We start from the raw sequence: 21,034 nt of genomic DNA, 5'->3' as shown, positions 1-21,034 counted from the left end.
ACAAATTTATCATTCATTTTATTTGATGTTATTAACAAAGCGCTTATATTGAAGCATCTCTTACATAGAAAACTAAAACAGCAAGCTAACTTATTTTTAAAACCAGCTAAAGACTTGATGTTGTGGTGTAAGGGTGTATTAGATATATGCCATGGTGTAATCAATTATATTTAATATGACACAATGGTGTATAGAGAATATTAGTGGTAATTATTCATACTAAACTTTAAATTAATCATCAAAATTATGTCATTACAAAAATTCTTAAAGCATCAAGGGTACGATCTAATTGACGGTCCGCTAAGAAGTCATAAACCATTACAATTATGGTTAAAAAGACCCTTCAATGAAGCTGAGCTTTATTATGAGCATCTTTCTCATGCTTTTTCAAGTTCTGATAATTTGAATATGGTTCAAGCTGAAGCCTTGGATGTAAATACTTCCAAAAAGGATGAGTATTCGTTCAACATTGGTATATCAGTTTTAGAAAATATCTTAGAAACTCTTGGAATGGGTGACTTAGAAGTATCTGCTAAGTTAAAGAAAGGAAAAAAAGTCACTATTAGTTATAATAATGCCATAACCAAAGAATACCCTATTGGTGAGCTCATAGAGTATTTTAGTAATGCTGACTTTAATCATTCTAACCGAAGACTTTTGAAAAATGCTAATAGAAATAATATCATCATTTTAACTGGTGTAATGTTTGCCAAAAACCTCGAAGTTGTTATCGAAACTTCATTTAATCTTGATGCCGATCTGGTGGCAAGTTTTAATGAAATAGCAAAAGCTGAACTTGGGTTTAGTATGGAAAGTGAAACAAGCCTTAAAATGGTCGCCAGTACAAATGGATATTTTCCTATAGCAATTAAAGGCAGTAAAATAGATTATGATAGAGGTGTATTCAGCAATCTAAAGCAAATCACTGACAATAGAGATTTCTTTTAAAATATAGCTAAGTACTACTGTATAAAGGGTGTTAAAACACCCTTTATACTAACCGTTATACGTAAGAAATGTAACTAACTATGTCATTTAAAGATAAATAAACTTGATTCTATTTCCGAAATTGAAATTATGGTTGTTGGAACATGTAGTTTAGCCTATCTTTTTCTTTGTGTTACATCCTTTTGATGAAAGAATGAGTAATGATATAATATTACACTCAATGAAATTTAAAATAATGACTTGGGTTACTAGGTAATAGTTTGTAACTCATAAAATACATGCCTCTTCAGAACCGAACACTCTTAGATAAAGTGTTTTTTTTCGTTGAAGTGATTGATTGAATTCAATTTTTTGATAATGATAGTACTTAGAGTAAAACATATACAATGGAAACAAAGGAATTAATTAAAGCATTTAAACAAGGTGGTACAGGTAATTGTGTTTCAATAGCAATTATTAAAGCAGGAATCCAAATATTTGGGATTGATAAAATTTTTCATCACACATGGGATGATGACTTGTGCGAAGTAACCATGAGAGATGAATTCGAATTATCTTTTTCAAAAAAGGAATTAGAGTTAGCTACAACCGGATCAAAATTTATTCTTGGTGAAAACAAAGAAGTTTTTGACTATGCCAATTTGTGTTTTGCGGCAATGGCCAAAAGAGCCCAGATAGAAGAAAATGATGATATAAATAACCCGAGTTATGAGGATGCTATAAAATCATTGAATGACGGAGAATGGTATACTCACGGAGCAGATTGGTTAGGGTTGAGATATAACATTCAAAATATTCCAAGAAGACAAATATGGCAATTTAAGGGTGTTGTTGGTGCATCAAGGAAACATTGCTTTTTTGCTTCTGAGGGGATTGAAGATAATTATGGGAAAATTGATTATATCAGAGGTCTAGAGAGAAGGGCATGTAAATGGTTTAGAGTAGTAGATAAATAAATAAGTCTTCCATATCTATTCAAGGCGTTGAGCATCAACATTACCTAGAACTTGAATAGGTTTCAAAACTAAGCCCGACCATACCCCAAAAGCAAAAATATTAAACCAATACAAGGGGAAAATTATTTTATAGACCAATTACAAAAAGCATTGTTTTTTGTTCTCATCAATTATTGATACTTAGCTGTTTCAAAGCAGACAATTATGTGGAATAAAGTGAAGAGATAATATTGTGTACTATAGTTTTAACTATGGTGTACCAAACACTCCCTTTGCTTCTTTCCATGTATTTTAACTACTGCAAGCAAACTTAATATTATAGTGTAAGAACATTATACGATGAGAAATACGATTACAATTTTACTATTGTTACTGAGCTTTGATTCCTTCGCACAGGACGACTGGAGGGCAGGCTATATTATCGAAAAATCAGGAAAGAAAGTATACGGTCAAATTGATTACCGTGCTTCTAGGTTTAATAGTGCACAATGTGATTTTAGAACTAATGAACAATCTATTGAGAAGAGGTATTTGCCTGGAGAGATAGAAGGTTACCGGTTTGTAGATGGAAAATATTATATTTCTAGCTCGCTTGAGCTGAAAGGGGAGGAAGAGCAGGTTTTCTTGGAGGTACTAATCAGTGGTGCGGTAAATATCTATTTTTATAAAGGTGCAAAAGGCCGGTATTACATTCAAAAAGAAGGGGAGTTACATGAGCTGAAGAACACTGAAAAAGTGGTAGACAATGGCAAGATAACGTACAGAAAGGAGCTCAAAGAATATATACATTTGATGAATTATCTTCTAGCGGATGCTAAAATGGTACATCAAGTAAATAATCTAAAGTACTCTCATGATTCCTTTATCAAAATTGCTAAAACCTATCATGATAAGGTATGTTTTGACCAAGAGTGTATTATTTATGAAAAAAAACAAACACCCCTCAAAATTAATTTTGGAGTTACAGGAGGGCGATTAGGCCAAACCTTGTTGTTGGATGAGGATGGAACACATAATTATCAGTCATCTCCAAGCTATTTTATAGGAGAGGCAGTTAATATTCAAAATATACCGGGCATTTATGAGCGTTTTTCAATACAGGCAGAAATACTAGTTTCTGAATACCACATTGGTGAAGAGAAAAAATATCAATTGCACTTTCCTATCTTATTTGATTATAGACTAATTCCTACCAAACTTTATCCGAAAGTAGAAGCAGGATTCTCTACTTATTTTATAGAAAATGGACAGAATATCGAAAGCCGCTCTACGTTGATTGGCGGTGTGAGTTTGAACTATGAATATTATAAGAAGAGTCGAGCTTTTATCAATGTGAGAACTGATGGGAACGGTGTGTTTCGATTGGGGGGAGGTGTTCTGTTCTAGTGGTTAGAGGCAGTGTTTAAAAAACTTTGATGTTTCCATTTTTAGTAATGCTTACAGTAATTCTTCAAATGTTATAATGTTGCAACATTACTGCACTTTAGTATATTATAAAGCATTTCTCTTTTGATGTATAATTATTATATCACCTTATGGTTTTTATTTCTATACTGTAAAGGCGTTACACCAAACTTCTTCTTAAAGACACGGAAAAAGTAACTGTGATTCTCAAATCCAGCATTGGTATAAATTCCTTTGATAGTGGCATTGGTCATAGCAAGCTGATGTGCAGCAAAGTTCAAGCGTTCTTCTAAAACAAGTTCAGTAAGTGTCTTTTGAAATGTTTTTTTGATTACCCTGTTGATATAATCACCTGAGCGTTGGGAAAGTTGAATAAAACCAACAATTCCCATTTTAAGATAATGAGGTGAGCGGAATTCTTGTAGTGTATAGTTGAGCCAAGGAGGAAGTTGGCCGTCTTGGTATGGACGTTTTTGTAGTAAAGCAAAGAGATGCAGAAGCAAAAGGTCTAAAGTGAGTAGAGAGTTTTCACTGATACTCATTTGTTCCAAGTGTCCTAATAATGTTTGAAGCTGACTCTCACTGAAGCTGTAAGAAAATGGAAGTGGGTCCTCATTCCAGAAACACTGATTGGGAGTTTCGAAATAGCGTTGCTGATAGTGGGGGATGCAGTGGGCTTTAATGGCCAAATTAGTAATTACTAATTCCTCTTTGGAAGTTTTTTTAAAGGTGTGTACATCACTGGGACGTATAAAATAAGCAGATCCTTTTTGAATGGTAAACTCCTCATTGTTGATCATATGAATTCCCTCTCCTTCAGAAATGACAAAAAACTCGTAGTAATCATGATAATGCATAATCAGATCCTCATGATGATCAATACTTGTACGGGCAAGGTGAAAAACATCCTTGGGATGTAATGCAAATGTCTCAAATAAGAATTTTTTGGCGTTCTTTTGGTTCATACTTCTCATTGATGGAGTAAAACATCAAAGTACTCTTATCTTTCAAAAAAAGTCAATTTTCTTATAAAATTATAATAATGAAACATTCTTCTTTGATTCCCCGTAATTGTAAATTAAATTTCTTTAATGATATGATTTAGTGAAATGAACTGCGATTGAAAATGAAAAATATCAAAATAATGCTTGGCACTACATTGTGGTCAATTGTGATGCTTATTTGTATTCCTATCGTCTTATTATCTTTCAAAGTAGAAGAGGAGGAGGAAGTGAAAGAAGAAGTAAAGGTTGAACAACAAGTAGAAGAACAAGATCTAGAAAAAGAGGAGTTAGAAACTTTGACTCCCAACCAAAAATATTAATGAACAGGCTACCTTAATGGTAGCCTTTTTTTGTGATTGTTTATTGAATGTGCAAAATGTCATGTGCTATCAAAATTTCAAACACAAGACTATAATATATTGTAAATTAGATTTTTACCGGGTGTGAAATGGGAGGTAATAACATTAAAAATGTTCGATTATTTTTTTCCTGGTACATAAGGATTCTTTTTAGCAAAAGAATATGTAAATTATTGAATCGATACTTTGCATGAGGAGTGGAGCAGAAAGGGGATTTCACTTTGATATTCAATCGGAAAATGATATAGACTATTTCTTCCCTCATTCTACTCATAATAACTATATCTTATCAACCCAAAAACAACACAATGAAAAAAGTAAAACTTACCGAAGTTGCTGGGCTTCCTGAAAAAAAGCCAGTGGGATTTCAAGTCAATGGATTGGACTTGGTGGTGGTCCGTTATGGAGAAGAAGTCTCTGTTTTGTACGGACGCTGTCTGCATAGAGGAGCCCTGATGTCTGATGGAAGTATCAGTGGGCATAACCTTATTTGTGGTCTTCATGGATGGGATTACCGGTATGATACGGGTGTAAGTGAATACAATAATGAAGAAGCATTGCATAAGTTTCAAGCACTGATTGAAGAGGGTATCTTGTATGTGGATGAAGATGAGATCAATGCCTATTTAGAAGCATTTCCACAACCTTTTAACAGAGAGGATTATCTGGGGCAGTATGCTGATACGCATCCTGAAGAGACAGAGCCTTACACCAGTTATATACAGCAGTTGGCTAAGAATGGTTTGAAGAAAATCGGTAAACACGGCCCTTCTTCTTCCATGGGGGTAGACCGCACTACTTTGCCAAGGTGGGAGCAAATTCAGTTTTTACCAGCTCAATTATCCCGCCGTCCTTTGTTGGATGAGGAGGAAGTGACAACCTCTACTGTGATTGGAAAAAAAGCGAAGAAGCCTTTGCAGTTAGATATCCCCATTTTTGTATCGGATATGAGCTTCGGCGCACTGTCAAAAGAAGCAAAAATTGCATTGTCAATGGGAGCTGAGAAAGCAGGAACGGGAATTTGCAGCGGGGAAGGAGGAATGTTACCCGAAGAGCAGCAGGCTAATTCAAGGTATTTTTATGAGCTGGCTTCAGGTAAATTTGGTTTTTCATGGGAGAAAGTGAAAAAGGCACAGGCTTTCCATTTTAAAGCAGGGCAGGGAGCTAAAACAGGAACAGGAGGCCATCTTCCAGGAACAAAAGTAACGGAGGAAATAGCAAAGGTAAGAGGTCTGGAAAAGGGACAATCGGCGATATCTCCGGCTACATTTCCTGATTTTCACGGAGTGGAAGACTATAAAAAATTTGCCAATGAGGTAAGGGAGCAGACAGGTGGAATTCCTATTGGTTTTAAAATGGCCGCATCAAGAATTGAAGAAGATATTGACTTCGCTTTGGCCGTTGGAGTAGATTATATCATCCTTGATGGAAGAGGAGGTGGAACGGGTTCTGCTCCAAATATTTTAAAAGATAATATCAATGTACCGACCATTCCGGCATTAGCTAGAGCAAGACGTCATTTGGATAAAATGGGAGCAAAAGAGATAACACTAATTATTACGGGTGGATTAAGAGTAGCAGATGATTTTGCCAAAGCTTTGATGCTGGGGGCAGATGCAATTGCCGTTTCCAATTCGGCCATGCAAGCCATCGGTTGTTTGGGTATGAGAGCTTGTTCTACTAACAATTGTCCTGTTGGAATTGCCACTCAGAAGGATCATTTAAGAGCTCGGTTGGAAATGGAAAAGTCTGCTCAGCAATTGTCCAACTTCTTTGAAGCTACTACGGGGTTAATGAAAGTGGTGGCAAGGGCTTGTGGTCATCGAGACTTCACAGAATTCAATTTCTCTGATTTATCTACGATGGATTATAAAACACATCAATTGACACAGATCCGATTTGCAGGACATTGATCACACTGTAAACTAAATTTTCGAATATTGATGATATTTAGAAATTAGGAGAACTTTTGATGACTTGTAAGACATGAATGAAGCTTTCGCTTAACTTTGTCTTAGTATTTATAATAAATTTAGGCTACCGTCAGGTAGCCTTTTTTGTGCTTGATGCCTTCCAATAACTTAAACTACACCACTATTCCATACAGGAAGTTGGAGTTCCTTACTGATTTTAGCCATATCGCTTAAAATAAATGTTTTATCACCATGGTTGAAAAGGTTATGTCTCTCACCCTTTTTCGTAACCAAATTCACTTCATAACAAGGGTAGCTGCTTGAGGAAGAAGAGCTGCGGCTTATTTTCTGGAGTACTTGTAAGGCATGTATTTGCTGGAATGGGATTATTTCTGAAGCACTAAAAATCATACGTTGATTTTGGGTATCTATAATTACTTTTGTCCCTGTTAGGACTAAAAGAAATAAACCTACGATCATAAAGATGCCTCCTGAAGTGAAAAACAGGCCACCTATTTTCATAATGGTCAATTCATCTGTGCCGTACTTTATTGCTTCAACAAAAGTCCACACTGCTTGATTGATTCCTACGAAGAAGAAACCCCAAGCAAAAAATTTCATATAGTTGGTAGAGGATATTTTGTATCCCAATTTCGTTTTCTTTAGAGATTCACTCCTAAAATTACTAGAGCTTCCTTTTACAGCGGACCAAGAAATATATTGGCCAATGTCATCTTCAAGAGGGTTGGCGTAGTGAAAGGTGATTTCTTTATTATTGGGAGAAGACTTTTGTCGCCTTGTTAAAAAGCTAGAACCAAACATACCTAAAAACATCACCGCCATGATACCAAGCATACTCATGATCTTATAGTAAGTAAATCGTTCTTTCCTGAGTGCTTCTCCATGTACAGTGACTAAAATATTTAGCCTGCTGATCTCATTTTTCGCTTTAGTTGTAGGATTGTCTAAGCTTGTTAACGCATCAAGTTTATATACATTCGTCTGATGTTCCAGCACCCTTTCTTGGAAGTTGTCGTAGGTGTTTTTGATTTGAGGAGCAACGACAAAGATGACAACACCAATGGGTATTAATGCTAGTAACCATGTAGCATTAAAAGAGAGTTTATTCATTGTTAAGTAATTGATTTGAATATTTAAGTACAAATTCAAAATTATCTAATACTAATTCTATTTATTATTTTGCGATTACTTCCTTCAAAAAACTTTCAATAGAACCACTATTAATTCGTTTTTTAGCGTTGTATTCACAAAGAAATAAATTAGAATTAACTATGATTTATTTTTGACTTAGTACTTAAATAATGAGTTCTTGTCTATTTAATTATTTAGCCTTTATGCAGAAGGTTTTAATATTTCGATTGAAGATAGAGTGCCAATCTAAAGGATATTATTCGTAATACCCTAATCTTTGTTTTTTATTTTACATATAATGTCCTAAATAGGGTCATTTTGAATGTTAGTAATGCTTTAAAGTTGCTATCGAGTATAAAAAGAAATTGAAAACGGCTTTCAGTGTGCTTGTTAATTTATCTTGATTATAATGTAAATCAACCTGATGTAGGTAATGTTATGGAGGGTAAATAAAAAGAATCCTCCCTATTACTTAAAACTAGAGAGGATTCATAAATACCTGGATCATTTGAATGATTTAAAATTCAGATGATTCATTTCAAATCAGAAAATTAGACCACTTTCACTCCTTTCCAGAAAGCTACATAATCCTTGATTTCACTGGCCTTTTCTTTAGGCTGTTTATAAAACCAAGCCGCGTCCACATTTTTCTGACCATCTACTTCAATGGTATAATAAGAAGCTTCCCCTTTCCAAGGACATGTAGTGTGTGTTGCTGTCTCTGAGAAATATTCTTTTTTCACAGAAGAAGGAGGGAAGTATTGATTTCCTTCAATAACGATGGTCTCATCGCTTTCCGCTAGAACGACATCGTTCCAAATTGCTTTTTTCATAGCTTTTAAATAATTAGTTTGAGAGTTTTTTATAGATATAATAATTCAAAATAGTGCCGATTGTTTTTATCTACAAGAAAATAGAGAGAATATATTAGAGCATGTTTGCAACATACTCTCAATAGTCCCGTCTAGGGATTTTCAACCCATTAGTTTATTAGTGCCTCCGTTGGCCTTAGAAGATACTTCAATCCTTTCTTCAATATGTTTCTCTATTGCTTCAATATGTATACTTTTTCCATTTCTCATCACTCTACCTTTGTAATATCAAGAAGGTTAAAAAGCACTTTCCTGCCATCTTGATTTTCTATTTTCCTATTAAGAACACTAAAACGAACAATGATGATTGCTAGAATGATGATGAAAAGAATAGTTCCAATGATTGCAACTGTTCGACGTTCACCGATTTTAAGAAGACCAGATGAATACGGGATGCGTTTTGAAGATATTTCTTTTACTTCTATTGATGGAATTGTATTGGAAGGATGGTACATGCCGGCCAAAAATAAATCGAATAAAATAGTGATATGTAATCACTTTTCTCCTGGCAACCGATATGGTTATGCGGGACATATAAAGCCCTGGACGAACGCAGGAGGATTTGAAGTGAATTTTTTACCAAAGTACAAAGCACTGACAGAGGCGGGATACAATGTGTTGGCATATGACCTAAGAAACCATGGCTTCAGTGCACCTGCCCAAAGCAATGCGTATAATCCAAGCCTTTTTGAATATAAAGATGTGGTAGGTTCACTGAATTATGTGAAGCAACGTGAAGATACTAAAGATATGAACATTCATCTGCATAGTATGTGTCTTGGTGGTAACTCTACTTTAGTGGCAATGAAAAAACATCCAGAAGCTTTTGAAGGCGTAAAGTCAATGATGTTGATACAGCCTATTTCGGGTGAAGCCATTGTCAAAAAACTGTGTAAGAATATGTATTTGGGCAAAAGTGGAGAGAAAGCTTTTGAAGAAGTTTACCGTGAGCAGTTTGGTTTTAGAATTGAGGATTCATCACCAATTATTGATGCTAAGTATATCAAAATACCTACGTTTGTGACGCAAGTGAAAGCAGATAAAATGACATTTCCTGAAGATGTTCAAGCCATTTATGATGCAATAGAAGTAGAGGATAAAAAACTTTTTTGGATAGAAGGTACATCACAGCGTTTTCATGGTTATACCTATTATTCTGAGCATCCAGAGCAGATGCTTGATTGGTATGATAGACATTAATGTATTGTTCGGTTTTTAAACTTTCAAATAAGAAAAATGGCGAATAAAAATGTAATCTGGTGTGATGAGAAAACACTCCAAAAAGATATAAGTGGTAAAATATATGTAGTCACTGGAGCCAATTCAGGTGTTGGGCTTGAAACTTCAAAACAGTTGATCAAGCAAGGTGGCCATGTAATTATGGCGTGTAGAAGAGTGGATGCCGGAGAGGAGGAAGCGAAAGCCTTTGGTGATTTAAAAGGCAGTTACGAAGTAATGAAAGTGGACTTTGCCGACTTGCAATCTGTGAGAAATTTTGCAGCAAAGTTTAAGGCGAAATATGACCGGTTGGATGGTTTGATGTGTAATGCTGGCGCTCTGTTTTCAGGAGATCAGGCACAATACACCAAAGATGGTATTGAGATGTCGATTGGTGTAAGTTACTTCGGTCACTTCCTTTTGACAGAACTCCTTTTGGAGCAACTGAAAAAAAGTGCACCCGCTAGGGTGGGGATTCTATCTTCAGTGGGCCATGCTGGAAATGCCAAAAACCGCTATAAGGTACACTTTGAAGACATCAATTGGAAGAATAGAAAATACAATGGCGTAGATGCTTATTGTGAAGCAAAGGTGGCGGTCAATTTGTATGCAATGGAACTTGGTGAACGCCTGAAAGGTACAGGAGTAAGCACAGCTTCTGTTCACCCAGGTTGGGCGAGAAGTAATTTTGGCGGTAGCGGTGTGATGATGAAAGTACTTAGAGTCTTTTTATATCCTTTTCGAAATTCAATCACCAACAGCAATGAAGAGTCTGCTCAGACCTCACTGCATGTATTACTTTCTGAGGATGCACCTCAACACTCAGGAGCATATTTTAGCCAGCATAGTGTTTTGTATAGAGATAAAGAATGCAGGAAAGGTGGTTGGCCAATGACTTCGCCCAACCCTCATGCAAAAGATATGGAAGCGGCCCATCAGCTTGTCAAGCTCAGTAGGCAAATGGTGGCGTTGTAAAAAATAACAAAAATCGGTGTCAGATTAATTATACGGTTAATAAATACAAAATTAGTACTCGCAGTATGGGCGTTACTTTGTAATGTCCATACGTCACTAAACTTTTAAAAGAAAAAGTAACTTCAAAACTTAATATATACTTGTTGGGTGGTTAGCGAAGGCTTGATTAATAACGTAGTAACTACCTCTAAGTAAGTTGGGTGACTCTTGGTCATAAATTATTAATATAGTCTCATTTGAAAGCCAACAGCAAGTTCTTTATCTTTACGGCTTAAAAGATCTAAAAACTAGAAAATGAACTATAATTACGAATCACATTCTTATCAAGCAAACTCACAACCCCCAAAGAAATTCTCATGGAAAGGAGCATTGTTCAAATTCCTTTTTCTGACCACATTTTTCCTTTTTTTGTGTGTATTACCTTTTACAATGATGATCAGAAGTGGCATCTATATGTATCACGAATATGCCATGTCGGTTTGGTTTGGACTTTCAGCGGGAGTGGTGGTTATGACAATGATTTTACTATTTTATTTGTTGGTGGGCTATCTGCTTTTCTTCAGAAAATACAAAGTCAGTTTTACAGGAATTAAAAGAATTGTACTGACTATTTTCCTGTTCGTAATAACTTACACAATTTTTGCGTTATTTTCTTTTACTGGTAAAAATGCAAAAACGGATCAGATCAAACAAGAGTATACACAATTACATCCTTTCTTAAAAATCAGCTTAAGAACGCTGTTGCTTTTTGATAAAGATGTCTTGATCACCTCTTTGAGTAGAGAGCCAGAAGATTATCAAAAAATGGGTTTAGCCTCTAAATCACAGTCCTTGCATTTCGTACAAAACACCGGTTATGTGCATGCCATGGACCTGAGAACTAATGGCCGGCCGATCTGGATGATTTGGTTTAGTCAGATTTATTTTAATACTTTGGGGTTTAATATTGTGAGACATAACGGTACAGGAGACCATCTCCACGTTTCATTGTCTACTTACGAGCGACAACAATCTTGGTAAGACTATCATTAAATTAGATCAATGTGATTTTAAAATTAATTCTATCTTTACTAAATATAAGAAGAAAACAGATCGGTAGAATTCTAGTGGACTTGGGTATCTTAAGGTTAGTGATACTTTTTGTTTTCTATTGTTTTTACCAGTTTTTCTTAATGCACATTAAAGAGTTGCACGCCTTTTTTGTGGATGCGGCTTTGTTATCTCTTCTTTCTGCAGCACAAGCGAACAGAAAAGATGAGAAGATTTTAATGCAGTTAATGAAGTTTCCTTCTTTATATTATGTTTTAGAAAATATCATCTGGGTCGTTTTATTTACTTGGGGAATTGCTTTTTCTCCTTCCAATGCGATCTATCCATTCATCATTCTATTTCCATTGGTAGCCAGCTTTTTGCCAACCAACAGATCCATGGAAAATCAAGGCTTTGTGATTCCTATTCCATTCTCAAAAGCAGCTTATGACTGGAAGGCGGGAATGAGAAATGGCGGTGCATGGGGAATTATTATTTCCATCGTTTTAGCTGTTGTGGGACTTTTTCGATTTGAATTTTTGTTGGTAGGAATAGTGGTGTCAAGTATTTCTATATTTGGTTTTTATACTCAAAATGAGCCAAGGCAAATACTTTATGCTGTGGCAGATACCTCTTCTTCATTTTTAAAAAAGAAGATCAGACAAATGGCACTTCTTTTCTTAATGATTAATAGTTTTGGGCTGATTATAGGCCTGGTTTTCTATCTTCAAGTGTTTTATGTGATTGCTTATCTCTTTTTAGGTTCGTTTTTTGTACTTTTCTTGATGATCCTTCAGAAGTATATTACTTATGAACCTGATACAAATTTTAGGGCGAATACTTTTATTATTGCCTTCTACTACATCAGTATCTTTATTCCATTCTTAATACCATTGCCTCTTGTGGTGGGAATAAGGTCATGGAAGAGAGCAAATCGACAATTATCCTATTATTTTTAATACATATATTATGTTAGAGTTAAAAAATATATCTTTTGCTTATGGAGAAAAAAAAGTGCTCCAAAACATCAATATATCTATTGAAAAAGGAAATATCATAGGTGTATTGGGCAAGAATGGTGTAGGTAAAACTACTTTGTTTGAGATCATAGCTCAATGGAAGAAAAATTTTAAGGGTGAAGCTTTATTGGATAACGAGGTCTTGTCAAGACCGCAGGTAGGCTACTTAGAGGCCAAACCTACGTTTTATTCCATGATCACAGGCCAGGAACATCTCAATGTTTTTAAAGTAAGATTTCCCGATTTTGATATTGAAGGTTGGAATACCATTTTCGAATTACCTTTAGATGAGATTGTGGATTATTATTCCACAGGAATGAAAAAAAGGCTTGCACTGATGATGTTGCTAAGTGCTGATGCTCCCATTATCCTCCTTGATGAACCCTTTCTAGGGTTGGATGTTGAAGCTTCAATTGACTTAGAAAAAATCATCAATACCTTAAAAGAGAGAGGGAAAATAATCCTTATTGCATCCCATACACTTAGTGCTTTACAAAAGCTTTCTGATAAAATATATCACTTTTCAGAAGGTAAAATAGAACAAACATTCGAAAAAGAGGAATTTGATCAGTTGGATACTTATATGAAAGAATATTTCAGCAATAACCATCAGGATATTGTTGATCGATTACTGTAGGAGCAAATCTATGTATCTGCCCGTGTATGAATATCGAATACCCTAAAATACTGTAACAACTATTTAAAAAGGGATAAAAATAGGACTTCATTTATAGGTAGTCAGCCTCATCTGTAAATTGAAAATCTCCAATATTACAATCACGATTCAAAAAGGTTTTTATTGCAGATGATATAATTCAATTTAAAATACAAGTTCCTCTCATTCTCCATTATATTTTAGAGCATGTTTGAAACATCTCTTTTAATAAGAAATCATCAAGCTTTTCAATTGTAAAATTTGATATTGTTGATGTAATTCCTGTCACATGTAGTTGCCTCCATCCCGATCAGTTACATAGGCCTAGGCTAGTGTGGTTGACTTTCCAATTATAATTGTCCATATTGTAGTAAAATATTTAGTATGCATGCATACTATTTTCAACCAATACAACACACACTATGGAAAAAATTTCCACACCACTAACTGAAATGTTGGGTATTGATTACCCGATAATTATGGCTCCTATGTTTTTAGTATCCAATGCTGAGATGCTGATTGCAGCCGCCAAAAGCGGTATTACAGGAACCGTTCCTGCCTTAAACTATAGAACCGACAAAGAATTTAGAGCCGCTATTCATGAGATTAGAGCCGCGATTGGTGATAAACCTTTTGGTGTCAATCTCATTGCCAACAAATCCAATGTTCGGCTACAAGAACAATTGAATACTTGCGTGGAACTTAGGGTCGACTTTATCATTACCTCTTTGGGATCTCCACGGAAAATCATTGAGAAGTGTAAGCCGTTGGGCATCAAAGTTTTTTGTGATGTAGTGGATACCAAATATGCCTTGAAAGTACAGGAATTGGGGGCTGACGCAGTAATTGCGGTCAACAAAGAAGCAGGTGGACACGCAGGACCTACCTCTGCCAATGAGTTGGTGCCAGCACTTGTCAAGGCCTGTGATATACCTGTAATTTCTGCTGGAGGAGTAGGAAATGGTGTTCAATGGAAAGAAAAACTAGACCTTGGTGCGGTAGGTATTTCTATGGGAAGTCCATTTATAGCAACGCATGAGGGAGGTGTCAACGATGCTTACAAGCAAGCTTGTGTAGATTATGGCGCCAAAGATATTGTGATGACCACGAGGCTTTCAGGAACACCATGTACGGTTATCAATACACCTTATATGCAGGAGATCGGAACCAAACAAAATTGGCTGGAATCTCTTCTCAATAAAAACAAAAAGTTGAAGAAATTTGCTAAGATGCTCACTTTTTACAAAGGTATGAAGATGCTTGAGAAGTCGGCTTTCAGTGCCACTTATAAAACAGTATGGTGTGCAGGCCCATCCATTGAATACGTGAAGTCTATACGTTCTGTAAAAGAAGTAGTGGATAGCATGGTGGAAGAATATGCAGCTTCGGCAAAGTTAATTGAAAAGTAAACGGGGCATGTTTAAAACTTCTCTTCCTTTGAAAGATTACGTTAATTTAGATGAGGGTAGAAAAGCAGAGCATTTAATATAAAAAAGGCTTAGAAGTATAGCACATACTGTTTAAGCCTTTTATTTCAATATTTTTTTCCAGTCAATTGAGGGGCAGTATTGTGATATCTTATCAATTTCATAGATCGATTCTATTTCGTTTTCCATACTATTCCCTTCCTTATAATTGACCTGTATATAGGCACCGTCATAATTATAAAGTTCAAATTTTTTACCGGTCTTGTACATGGAGGTAAGGAAGTCTGAAAAGTACTGGACGATTTCTGCTTTTTGGATTAAGCTTAATTTGTTAAAGGTAATATGTTGAAGGCGTACCATTAGTTGTTTTGGAAGTAATCATTAAAAATCTAGTTTCTAAGTTCTCCATCAGAAATAACTTATTACTGATTATGGTTTGTTTATGTTGAATACATCTGCAAAAAGTGTAATAGCCGTTCTATTTAAAAATTTTGTAGGGAAGTAATCGCAAAACAATAATTCAAATGGTATAAGTTTATTTTGATGTAGTTCTGATATAAAGTTACTGCTTATCTTTAAAAATTGAATACAACTCTTATTTATTTTTGTTAACAAATGAAGAAATTGATATTACTAAGAGGTTTACCCGGTGCAGGAAAGACAACAGTTGCTCAAGCAATGGGCGGTTCTATTGAGGCAGATGACTTTATGATCAATGATAACGGAGAATATCAGTTTGATCCTAAAAAACTCACTTTTGCCCACAAACAATGTGAAGAAATGGTGAAACTCTGTATGTCTAGAAACCAGGAACTGATTGTAGTTTCCAATACTTTTACTACTGAAGATGAAATGAAAAATTACTATTCTATGGCTGAAAAGTACGGTTATCAAGTTTCTTCTTTGATTGTAGAAAACAGACATGGAGGGCAATCAATTCATAATGTACCTGATAGTAATATCAAAAGAATGATGGAAAGGTTTGAAATAAAATTATAGTAAGCCAAGTATAAAATACACTCGGCTTACATCATTTACATCGGTTTTAACCCTAAACTAAGTTGATGTCTTTATCGACATCCTTTTTCCTTATTTATATAAAATACTACTTATTCAGTTGATTTAAGATGGCAGCCGCTCCAATTCCTGCTCCTTTCTGTCTTGGAGGGAAATCCTTCATACTTTCTGCAAAAGCTTTTAATGGAGGAGCAATTGTAGGCAACACCCATGTTTTCTCTTTCATCCATAAGAAATGCCCTGGAGTATCAATAGATCTTTCATAAGGATCTAACTTTAAGTTCACAATCATACCTCCTGGCAATTTTTCAGAGTCTTTTATCCACTCATCCTTCACGGCAAGGTAGATTTTCCATTGATCTACACGTATGGCTTGCAGTTCGTTTTCGGCATAGAAGAAAAATTCTCGTCTTTTCGATTTTCCGTTTTGAGTAAGGACATCCATCTGATTATAACCATCAATATGTACCTTAAACTCTGTTCCGTTGACCTCTTTACCTTCTAAAAGTTCTTCTTTGATGTTGTCTTCTCCAATCATCGCCATTAAAGTAGGTACCCAGTCTTCTGCTGTAAATAATTCACCGCTCCATGTTCCTGCAGGAATATTTTTAGGCCATTTTACTAACATTGGTACTCTGAAACCACCGTCCCAAGTAGTTCCTTTTTCCCCTCTGAAAGAAGCCGTACCACCACTAGGCCAGTGTGCTAAGTTGACACCATTGTCAGCAGTAAACATCACAATTGTGTTGTCAGCTTCACCAATTTCCTCCAACGTGTTTAGGAGTTCACCTACTAGATAGTCAAGGTGTAAAAGACCATCTGCGTAGGTGCTATGTCCACTTTTTCCTCTCCACTTGTCACTGACATAGATTTCTTGGTGCATTCTTGATGGGTTGAAGAATAAGAAAAAGTTTTCGTCTGCTTTTTTCTTTTCTGTCAACCATTTTTGAGAATATTCCAATACCTCGTCATCAAATGTTTCTTGTCTGAGTTTGCCTAGTTCACCTCGGTCTTCAATGACTTGTTTACCCACTTTTCCCCAACGAGGATCTACGGTAGTATCATCAGTAGTAGTGGCTTTACTGTAGATCACATTACGTGGTCGTCCAACAAAGTTGGGGTCATCAGGAAACTCAGGTTGTTCTGGCATATCCATCATATTTAAATGATATAGGAAACCATAAAACTCATCAAATCCGTGAACGGTAGGTAAATGTTCGTTTCGGTCACCCAAGTGACTTTTGCCAAAGTGTGCCGTAGCATACCCTTGATCTTGTAATAGTTCTCCTAGTGTTACATCTTTTGCATTAAGTCCTAGTTTTGAACCTGGTTGTCCAACAGAAGTCAATCCTGTTCTGATCGGATACTGACCCGTAAGAAAAGAAGACCTTCCTGCAGTACAACTTTGTTGTGCGTAATAATCCGTTAGCATCATTCCATCGTTACCAATCTTATCTATATTTGGAGTATTTACGGCTCCTAATCCTCTATGATAGATCGACAAATCTTGTGGTGCCACATCGTCTGTCATGATCATGATAATGTTTGGCTTTTTGTCCGCATAAGTCATTTCACTTAAAGCGAAAAGCAAGACAAGAAATAGATATTTTTTCATAATTCTTTCTGATTGATTGTGATACAAAACTAAAGTGTACAGGGCGGAGAATTGAGAGGGAAAACAGGAGTTTAGAAATCTACGTGAATCACACAGTTGATTTGAAGTTTAAAAAAAAGCCTTCTCTACAGAGGTAGGGAAGGCTTAAACCAATTAATTATGATGTCTAGAACCTGGGTGTTGATGGGAATCGAGTAATACCACTCAGGTCTAAACGGTTTATAAGTTTAGCATCTTGAAGATTTCGCTTACTAAAACCATTAAGTTACTGTTTTCAATTACTGCTTTTTCTTTATTACTGATGCAAAAGTAATAGGCGTGTAGTGGAGTTGGTTCTGTAATTTCGGTATAAGTGATTTTTGCGTGTTTCCCTTAGAGTGATGTAGACTATGTTTTCAATGTTCGTAATATTTAGAAATCGGGAGATTTCTGATGATCTGAAAAGCACGAATGTCGCTTTCGCTTAACATTCGCGCCAGTGGTAATTTAATTTACTTCTCTTTTTTGTTTGGATAAATCTAAACGCAGAAAAGCCCTCACTACAATTGTAATGAAGGCTTCATTTCATTTTCTATCCTTATAATTTATTCTGAGAATGGAGTAGGAATAGGATCAACGATCGGATGCTCCGGTGTGATTGGTCCTAATTCCTCATCTTGGTTATTACAAGATGTGATTGTTGAAAGGCTAAACAATGAGATCACTAAAACGAATAATTTGAACTTTTTCATGTCTGTACTATTTGTATTGTTTGTAATATTTAAAACCGATTTTTCATTTTTGATATTACAAAGGTAGAGTACAGTGCTGAGGCATAGGTCTGTATAAACCGGAGTTTAGATTTTTGCGTGTTTCCCTTAGATTTAAAAATTGTAGCTCTATTGTGCACCATGACTGAAGTCATAGGCAGGTGATATTGACTCTAACAACACTAAAGTGATGTTTCCGCTTTGAACCTTCAAGACTTCAGTTTTGGAAAGGTTTTGTTTATCTCCTTCAGTTTTAACTATGGTGCTTGAAAAACTCACCTTCTTTTTTACAAATCATCAAAAAGTTTTCGTTCAATAGCATATAAAACAAGGCCGGCTACGTTCTTCACACCTGTTTTCTCCAAAAGATTTCTCTTGTGAGTTTCCACTGTTCTAGTAGAAATAAAGAGTTCGTTGGCAATTTCTTGATTAGAATATTCCTTACAGATCAAGTGGAGTATTTCTTTTTCTCTTCCTGTCAATGGGATTTCAGAAGACACTCTTTTTTTAGAAGAAGGAATGCTGGAAAGTCCTTCCATAATGATATTGGTGACTTCAGAAGAATAAAAAGGTTTTCCTTGAGCAACAGTTTTGATAGCATTTCTCAAATCGTCTTGCGTACAGTCTTTCAGTACATAACCTTTTGCACCAGCACTCAGCATTTTCTTGATGTTGTAATTTTCATTCATCATAGTGAGAGCGAGTACCTGCACATCAGGATATTCTCTTGTGATGGCCTTCGATAATTCAATGCCGTCCATTTCGGGCATCATAATATCCGTCACCACTACATTGACTTCGTTTTCCTTCAGAAGTTCTAATGCCTCCTGACCGTTGTTAGCTTCTCCTACAATTAGAAATTGGTCTTGATGCAAGAACGATTTCAATCCCTCTCTGATCATGATGTGATCATCCACCAATATTAATTTGATAGGTGTATTCATATTATATTCCAAGTTCAAAAATGATTTCTGTTCCTTTCGTTTTTTGTGATGAGATCTGGAAATAGGCACCAACAGCATTGGCCCTTGTTTTCATACTATTGAGCCCAAAAGAATCTACTTTGGTATTCAAATCAAACCCCACGCCGTCATCTTCAATCGTTAATACAATCATATCAGGATGCTTCAACAACTGTATGGTGCATTGAGAAGCTTCGGCATGTTTGATCATATTATTGATACTTTCCTGTACAATTCTATACAACGTCATCTCTACAGAAAGTTTCACTCTTTCCTCCCCTAAATTTTCATAAAAATGAATTTCCGTAGAGGTGGTGCCTTGCAAAGCAGAAATTAAAGCTTGAATTGCCGATACCAAACCATTAGCACTGACCACTTTTGGCATTAAGTTGTGTGCCAAAGTTCGGCTTTCTTGAATGGCTTTTTTGAGATAGCTATAAGCAATATTAAAATGCTTTTCCTCTTCTTCATTCGTAATCACCGCTTCTGCTCTTACTTTTTCAAGGTTGAGAATGGCCGTTGACATGGTTTGTTGCAGATTGTCGTGAATCTCACGAGAGATACGACTCCTTTCTTTGTCTTCTGTTTCGAGAATAGCATCCACTATTTTTTCATCTTGATGGAGTTGTTCGGTGATATCATTAAAAGTACCGACAATGCGTGCGAGTTCCCCTTGCTGATATACGGGAGCACCGTGACATCTGTACCATCTCAGCGTTTTATCTTTCGTATAAAAACGGGCATCAAAATAAATCTTTTCTCTTGTGGCTTTATGATGTTCGATCTGTTTTTGTAAAATCTCCAGATCATCTTTATGTATATGTCCTCTTAGAAAATCCAGCGTTGGAATGATCTCTTCATAAGGATAATCAAACAAGCTACAGCCTTTGGGAAACCAATTGATGATCTTAGTTTGTGTATCAAAATCCCATATCAAAAGTCCGGTGCCTTCCACGGCTAATGTGAAACGCTCGTCACTTTTCTCTAGTTCCTGTTTGACTTTTTTGAGATCTTCAACACTTTCCTTGAAACGAAAATCGATGACTTCTTGTCGCTGTAATCTTTTTCGGATCAGATAAAATGAGATACATGAAAAGACCAGAATGAACAACAAAAATGTAAGGGAGGAATAAAAATATTGGAAGCCTTCTGCTCGGTTCAACTCCCAAACATTTTGGGTTTTTCGTATCATATCACTTTCAAATTGATCCAACTCTCGATGAAGTGTAGTGATCAGTTGCAAATAACTTTCTTGATATAAATATTGAAAAGCTGAATCACGATTATATTGCTGATAATGCTGGAGGATTTGTGCTTCTTTTTCGAGTTGAAGGTCTAACATTTGAAGCCCTTTCTTGATCTTTTTTTCTTCCGTTTGATCCAATCGCAACGTATCAATGCTAATGAGTTGAATGTTATTTTTTAGCTTGTTATACTCTTGGTGGTATTTTTCATCTTCACTTGTAATGTAATGCAACAACAGTTGATGCAGTTCCCGGCTACTGTCTTCAATCTCATTTTTGACGATTATACTTTCATGACGATTGAACTGCATTTTACCAAACTCTTTTCTGTTGCTCAATAAAGCGAGAAAAAGCAGGGAAAGGATAAGGAGGAGTAAAATGATTGCTCCAAAGAGACCGGTAAAAGTGGTTTTGATTTTCATCATGCTTTCATTCAACTAATTATAACACTAATGTAGAAATGTTTTACTAGAAGTCAGAGACTTCTTTTCATCACTAAAGCACAAATGACGCTCT

19 protein-coding genes are annotated in these 21,034 nt (G+C 35.7%); 12 read left to right on the top strand and 7 right to left on the bottom strand.

Going from position 1 to position 21,034, the window contains the following annotated elements; genetic code table 11:
• Positions 1-246: 246 nt before the first annotated feature.
• From AVL50_RS06600 to AVL50_RS06590, 3 genes are all read left to right on the top strand, one after another.
• Entirely contained in the window at positions 247-948 is a 702-nt protein-coding gene (locus AVL50_RS06600; protein ID WP_062615698.1) for a hypothetical protein, read from the top strand.
• 386 nt (positions 949-1,334) lie between these two features.
• Entirely contained in the window at positions 1,335-1,904 is a 570-nt protein-coding gene (locus AVL50_RS06595; RefSeq protein ID WP_062615697.1) for a hypothetical protein, read from the top strand.
• Between the two features lie 339 nt (positions 1,905-2,243).
• On the top strand, positions 2,244-3,290 hold the full coding sequence (locus AVL50_RS06590; protein ID WP_157491179.1) for a hypothetical protein: 1,047 nt from the start codon (positions 2,244-2,246) through the stop codon (positions 3,288-3,290).
• 137 nt (positions 3,291-3,427) lie between these two features.
• Here AVL50_RS06590 and AVL50_RS06585 read toward each other — a convergent pair whose 3' ends face one another.
• On the bottom strand, positions 3,428-4,273 hold the full coding sequence (locus AVL50_RS06585) for a helix-turn-helix domain-containing protein (RefSeq protein ID WP_172826779.1): 846 nt from the start codon (positions 4,271-4,273) through the stop codon (positions 3,428-3,430).
• Between the two features lie 161 nt (positions 4,274-4,434).
• Between AVL50_RS06585 and AVL50_RS06580 the strand changes: the two genes are divergently transcribed.
• Both AVL50_RS06580 and AVL50_RS06575 read left to right on the top strand, forming a co-directional pair.
• On the top strand, positions 4,435-4,632 hold the full coding sequence (locus AVL50_RS06580) for a hypothetical protein (RefSeq protein ID WP_062615694.1): 198 nt from the start codon (positions 4,435-4,437) through the stop codon (positions 4,630-4,632).
• A gap of 347 nt (positions 4,633-4,979) precedes the next feature.
• Complete coding sequence (locus AVL50_RS06575) at positions 4,980-6,584, top strand: glutamate synthase-related protein (RefSeq protein WP_062615693.1); 1,605 nt, start codon at positions 4,980-4,982, stop codon at positions 6,582-6,584.
• 168 nt (positions 6,585-6,752) lie between these two features.
• On the opposite strand, the gene AVL50_RS06570 is transcribed toward AVL50_RS06575, so the two are convergent.
• Positions 6,753-7,715 (bottom strand): hypothetical protein, encoded by a 963-nt coding sequence (locus AVL50_RS06570; RefSeq protein ID WP_062615692.1) that lies wholly within the window; start codon positions 7,713-7,715, stop codon positions 6,753-6,755.
• A gap of 572 nt (positions 7,716-8,287) precedes the next feature.
• Complete coding sequence (locus tag AVL50_RS06565) at positions 8,288-8,569, bottom strand: DUF427 domain-containing protein (RefSeq protein ID WP_062615691.1); 282 nt, start codon at positions 8,567-8,569, stop codon at positions 8,288-8,290.
• A 339-nt stretch (positions 8,570-8,908) separates the two neighbouring features.
• Between AVL50_RS06565 and AVL50_RS06560 the strand changes: the two genes are divergently transcribed.
• The 7 genes from AVL50_RS06560 (at position 8,909) to AVL50_RS06525 (ending at position 15,930) form a co-directional block, all read left to right on the top strand.
• Complete coding sequence (locus tag AVL50_RS06560; protein ID WP_062615690.1) at positions 8,909-9,808, top strand: S9 family peptidase; 900 nt, start codon at positions 8,909-8,911, stop codon at positions 9,806-9,808.
• A 36-nt stretch (positions 9,809-9,844) separates the two neighbouring features.
• Positions 9,845-10,801, top strand: a complete 957-nt coding sequence (locus tag AVL50_RS06555; protein ID WP_082795694.1) for an SDR family NAD(P)-dependent oxidoreductase — start codon at positions 9,845-9,847, stop codon at positions 10,799-10,801.
• Positions 10,802-11,095: 294 nt separating this feature from the next.
• On the top strand, positions 11,096-11,821 hold the full coding sequence (locus AVL50_RS06550) for a hypothetical protein (protein WP_062615689.1): 726 nt from the start codon (positions 11,096-11,098) through the stop codon (positions 11,819-11,821).
• 152 nt (positions 11,822-11,973) lie between these two features.
• A complete protein-coding gene (locus AVL50_RS06545; protein ID WP_062615688.1) occupies positions 11,974-12,789 on the top strand; it encodes a hypothetical protein in 816 nt (271 codons plus the stop codon).
• A 10-nt stretch (positions 12,790-12,799) separates the two neighbouring features.
• The gene (locus tag AVL50_RS06540; protein WP_062615687.1) at positions 12,800-13,486 is read left to right on the top strand and encodes an ATP-binding cassette domain-containing protein; all 687 of its coding nucleotides are present in this window, start codon (positions 12,800-12,802) and stop codon (positions 13,484-13,486) included.
• Between the two features lie 440 nt (positions 13,487-13,926).
• Positions 13,927-14,913, top strand: a complete 987-nt coding sequence (locus tag AVL50_RS06535) for a nitronate monooxygenase family protein (RefSeq protein ID WP_062615686.1) — start codon at positions 13,927-13,929, stop codon at positions 14,911-14,913.
• 633 nt (positions 14,914-15,546) lie between these two features.
• Complete coding sequence (locus tag AVL50_RS06525) at positions 15,547-15,930, top strand: AAA family ATPase (protein WP_062615684.1); 384 nt, start codon at positions 15,547-15,549, stop codon at positions 15,928-15,930.
• A gap of 106 nt (positions 15,931-16,036) precedes the next feature.
• On the opposite strand, the gene AVL50_RS06520 is transcribed toward AVL50_RS06525, so the two are convergent.
• The 4 genes from AVL50_RS06520 to AVL50_RS06510 form a co-directional block, all read right to left on the bottom strand.
• Positions 16,037-17,563, bottom strand: coding sequence for an arylsulfatase (locus AVL50_RS06520; protein WP_062615683.1), 1,527 nt, complete (start codon positions 17,561-17,563; stop codon positions 16,037-16,039).
• 584 nt (positions 17,564-18,147) lie between these two features.
• Entirely contained in the window at positions 18,148-18,294 is a 147-nt protein-coding gene (locus tag AVL50_RS32895) for a hypothetical protein (protein WP_157491178.1), read from the bottom strand.
• Positions 18,295-18,599: 305 nt separating this feature from the next.
• Entirely contained in the window at positions 18,600-19,256 is a 657-nt protein-coding gene (locus tag AVL50_RS06515; protein ID WP_062615682.1) for a response regulator transcription factor, read from the bottom strand.
• 1 nt (position 19,257) lies between these two features.
• Positions 19,258-20,943, bottom strand: coding sequence for a PAS domain-containing protein (locus AVL50_RS06510; protein WP_062615681.1), 1,686 nt, complete (start codon positions 20,941-20,943; stop codon positions 19,258-19,260).
• Between the last annotated feature and the right edge of the window lie 91 nt (positions 20,944-21,034).

The sequence above is a fragment of the Flammeovirga sp. SJP92 genome (genome assembly GCF_001583495.1).
GTDB lineage: Bacteria > Bacteroidota > Bacteroidia > Cytophagales > Flammeovirgaceae > Flammeovirga.
The sequence above is the reverse complement of the archived record's forward strand: the minus strand, read 5'-3'. Positions and strand labels throughout refer to the sequence as shown.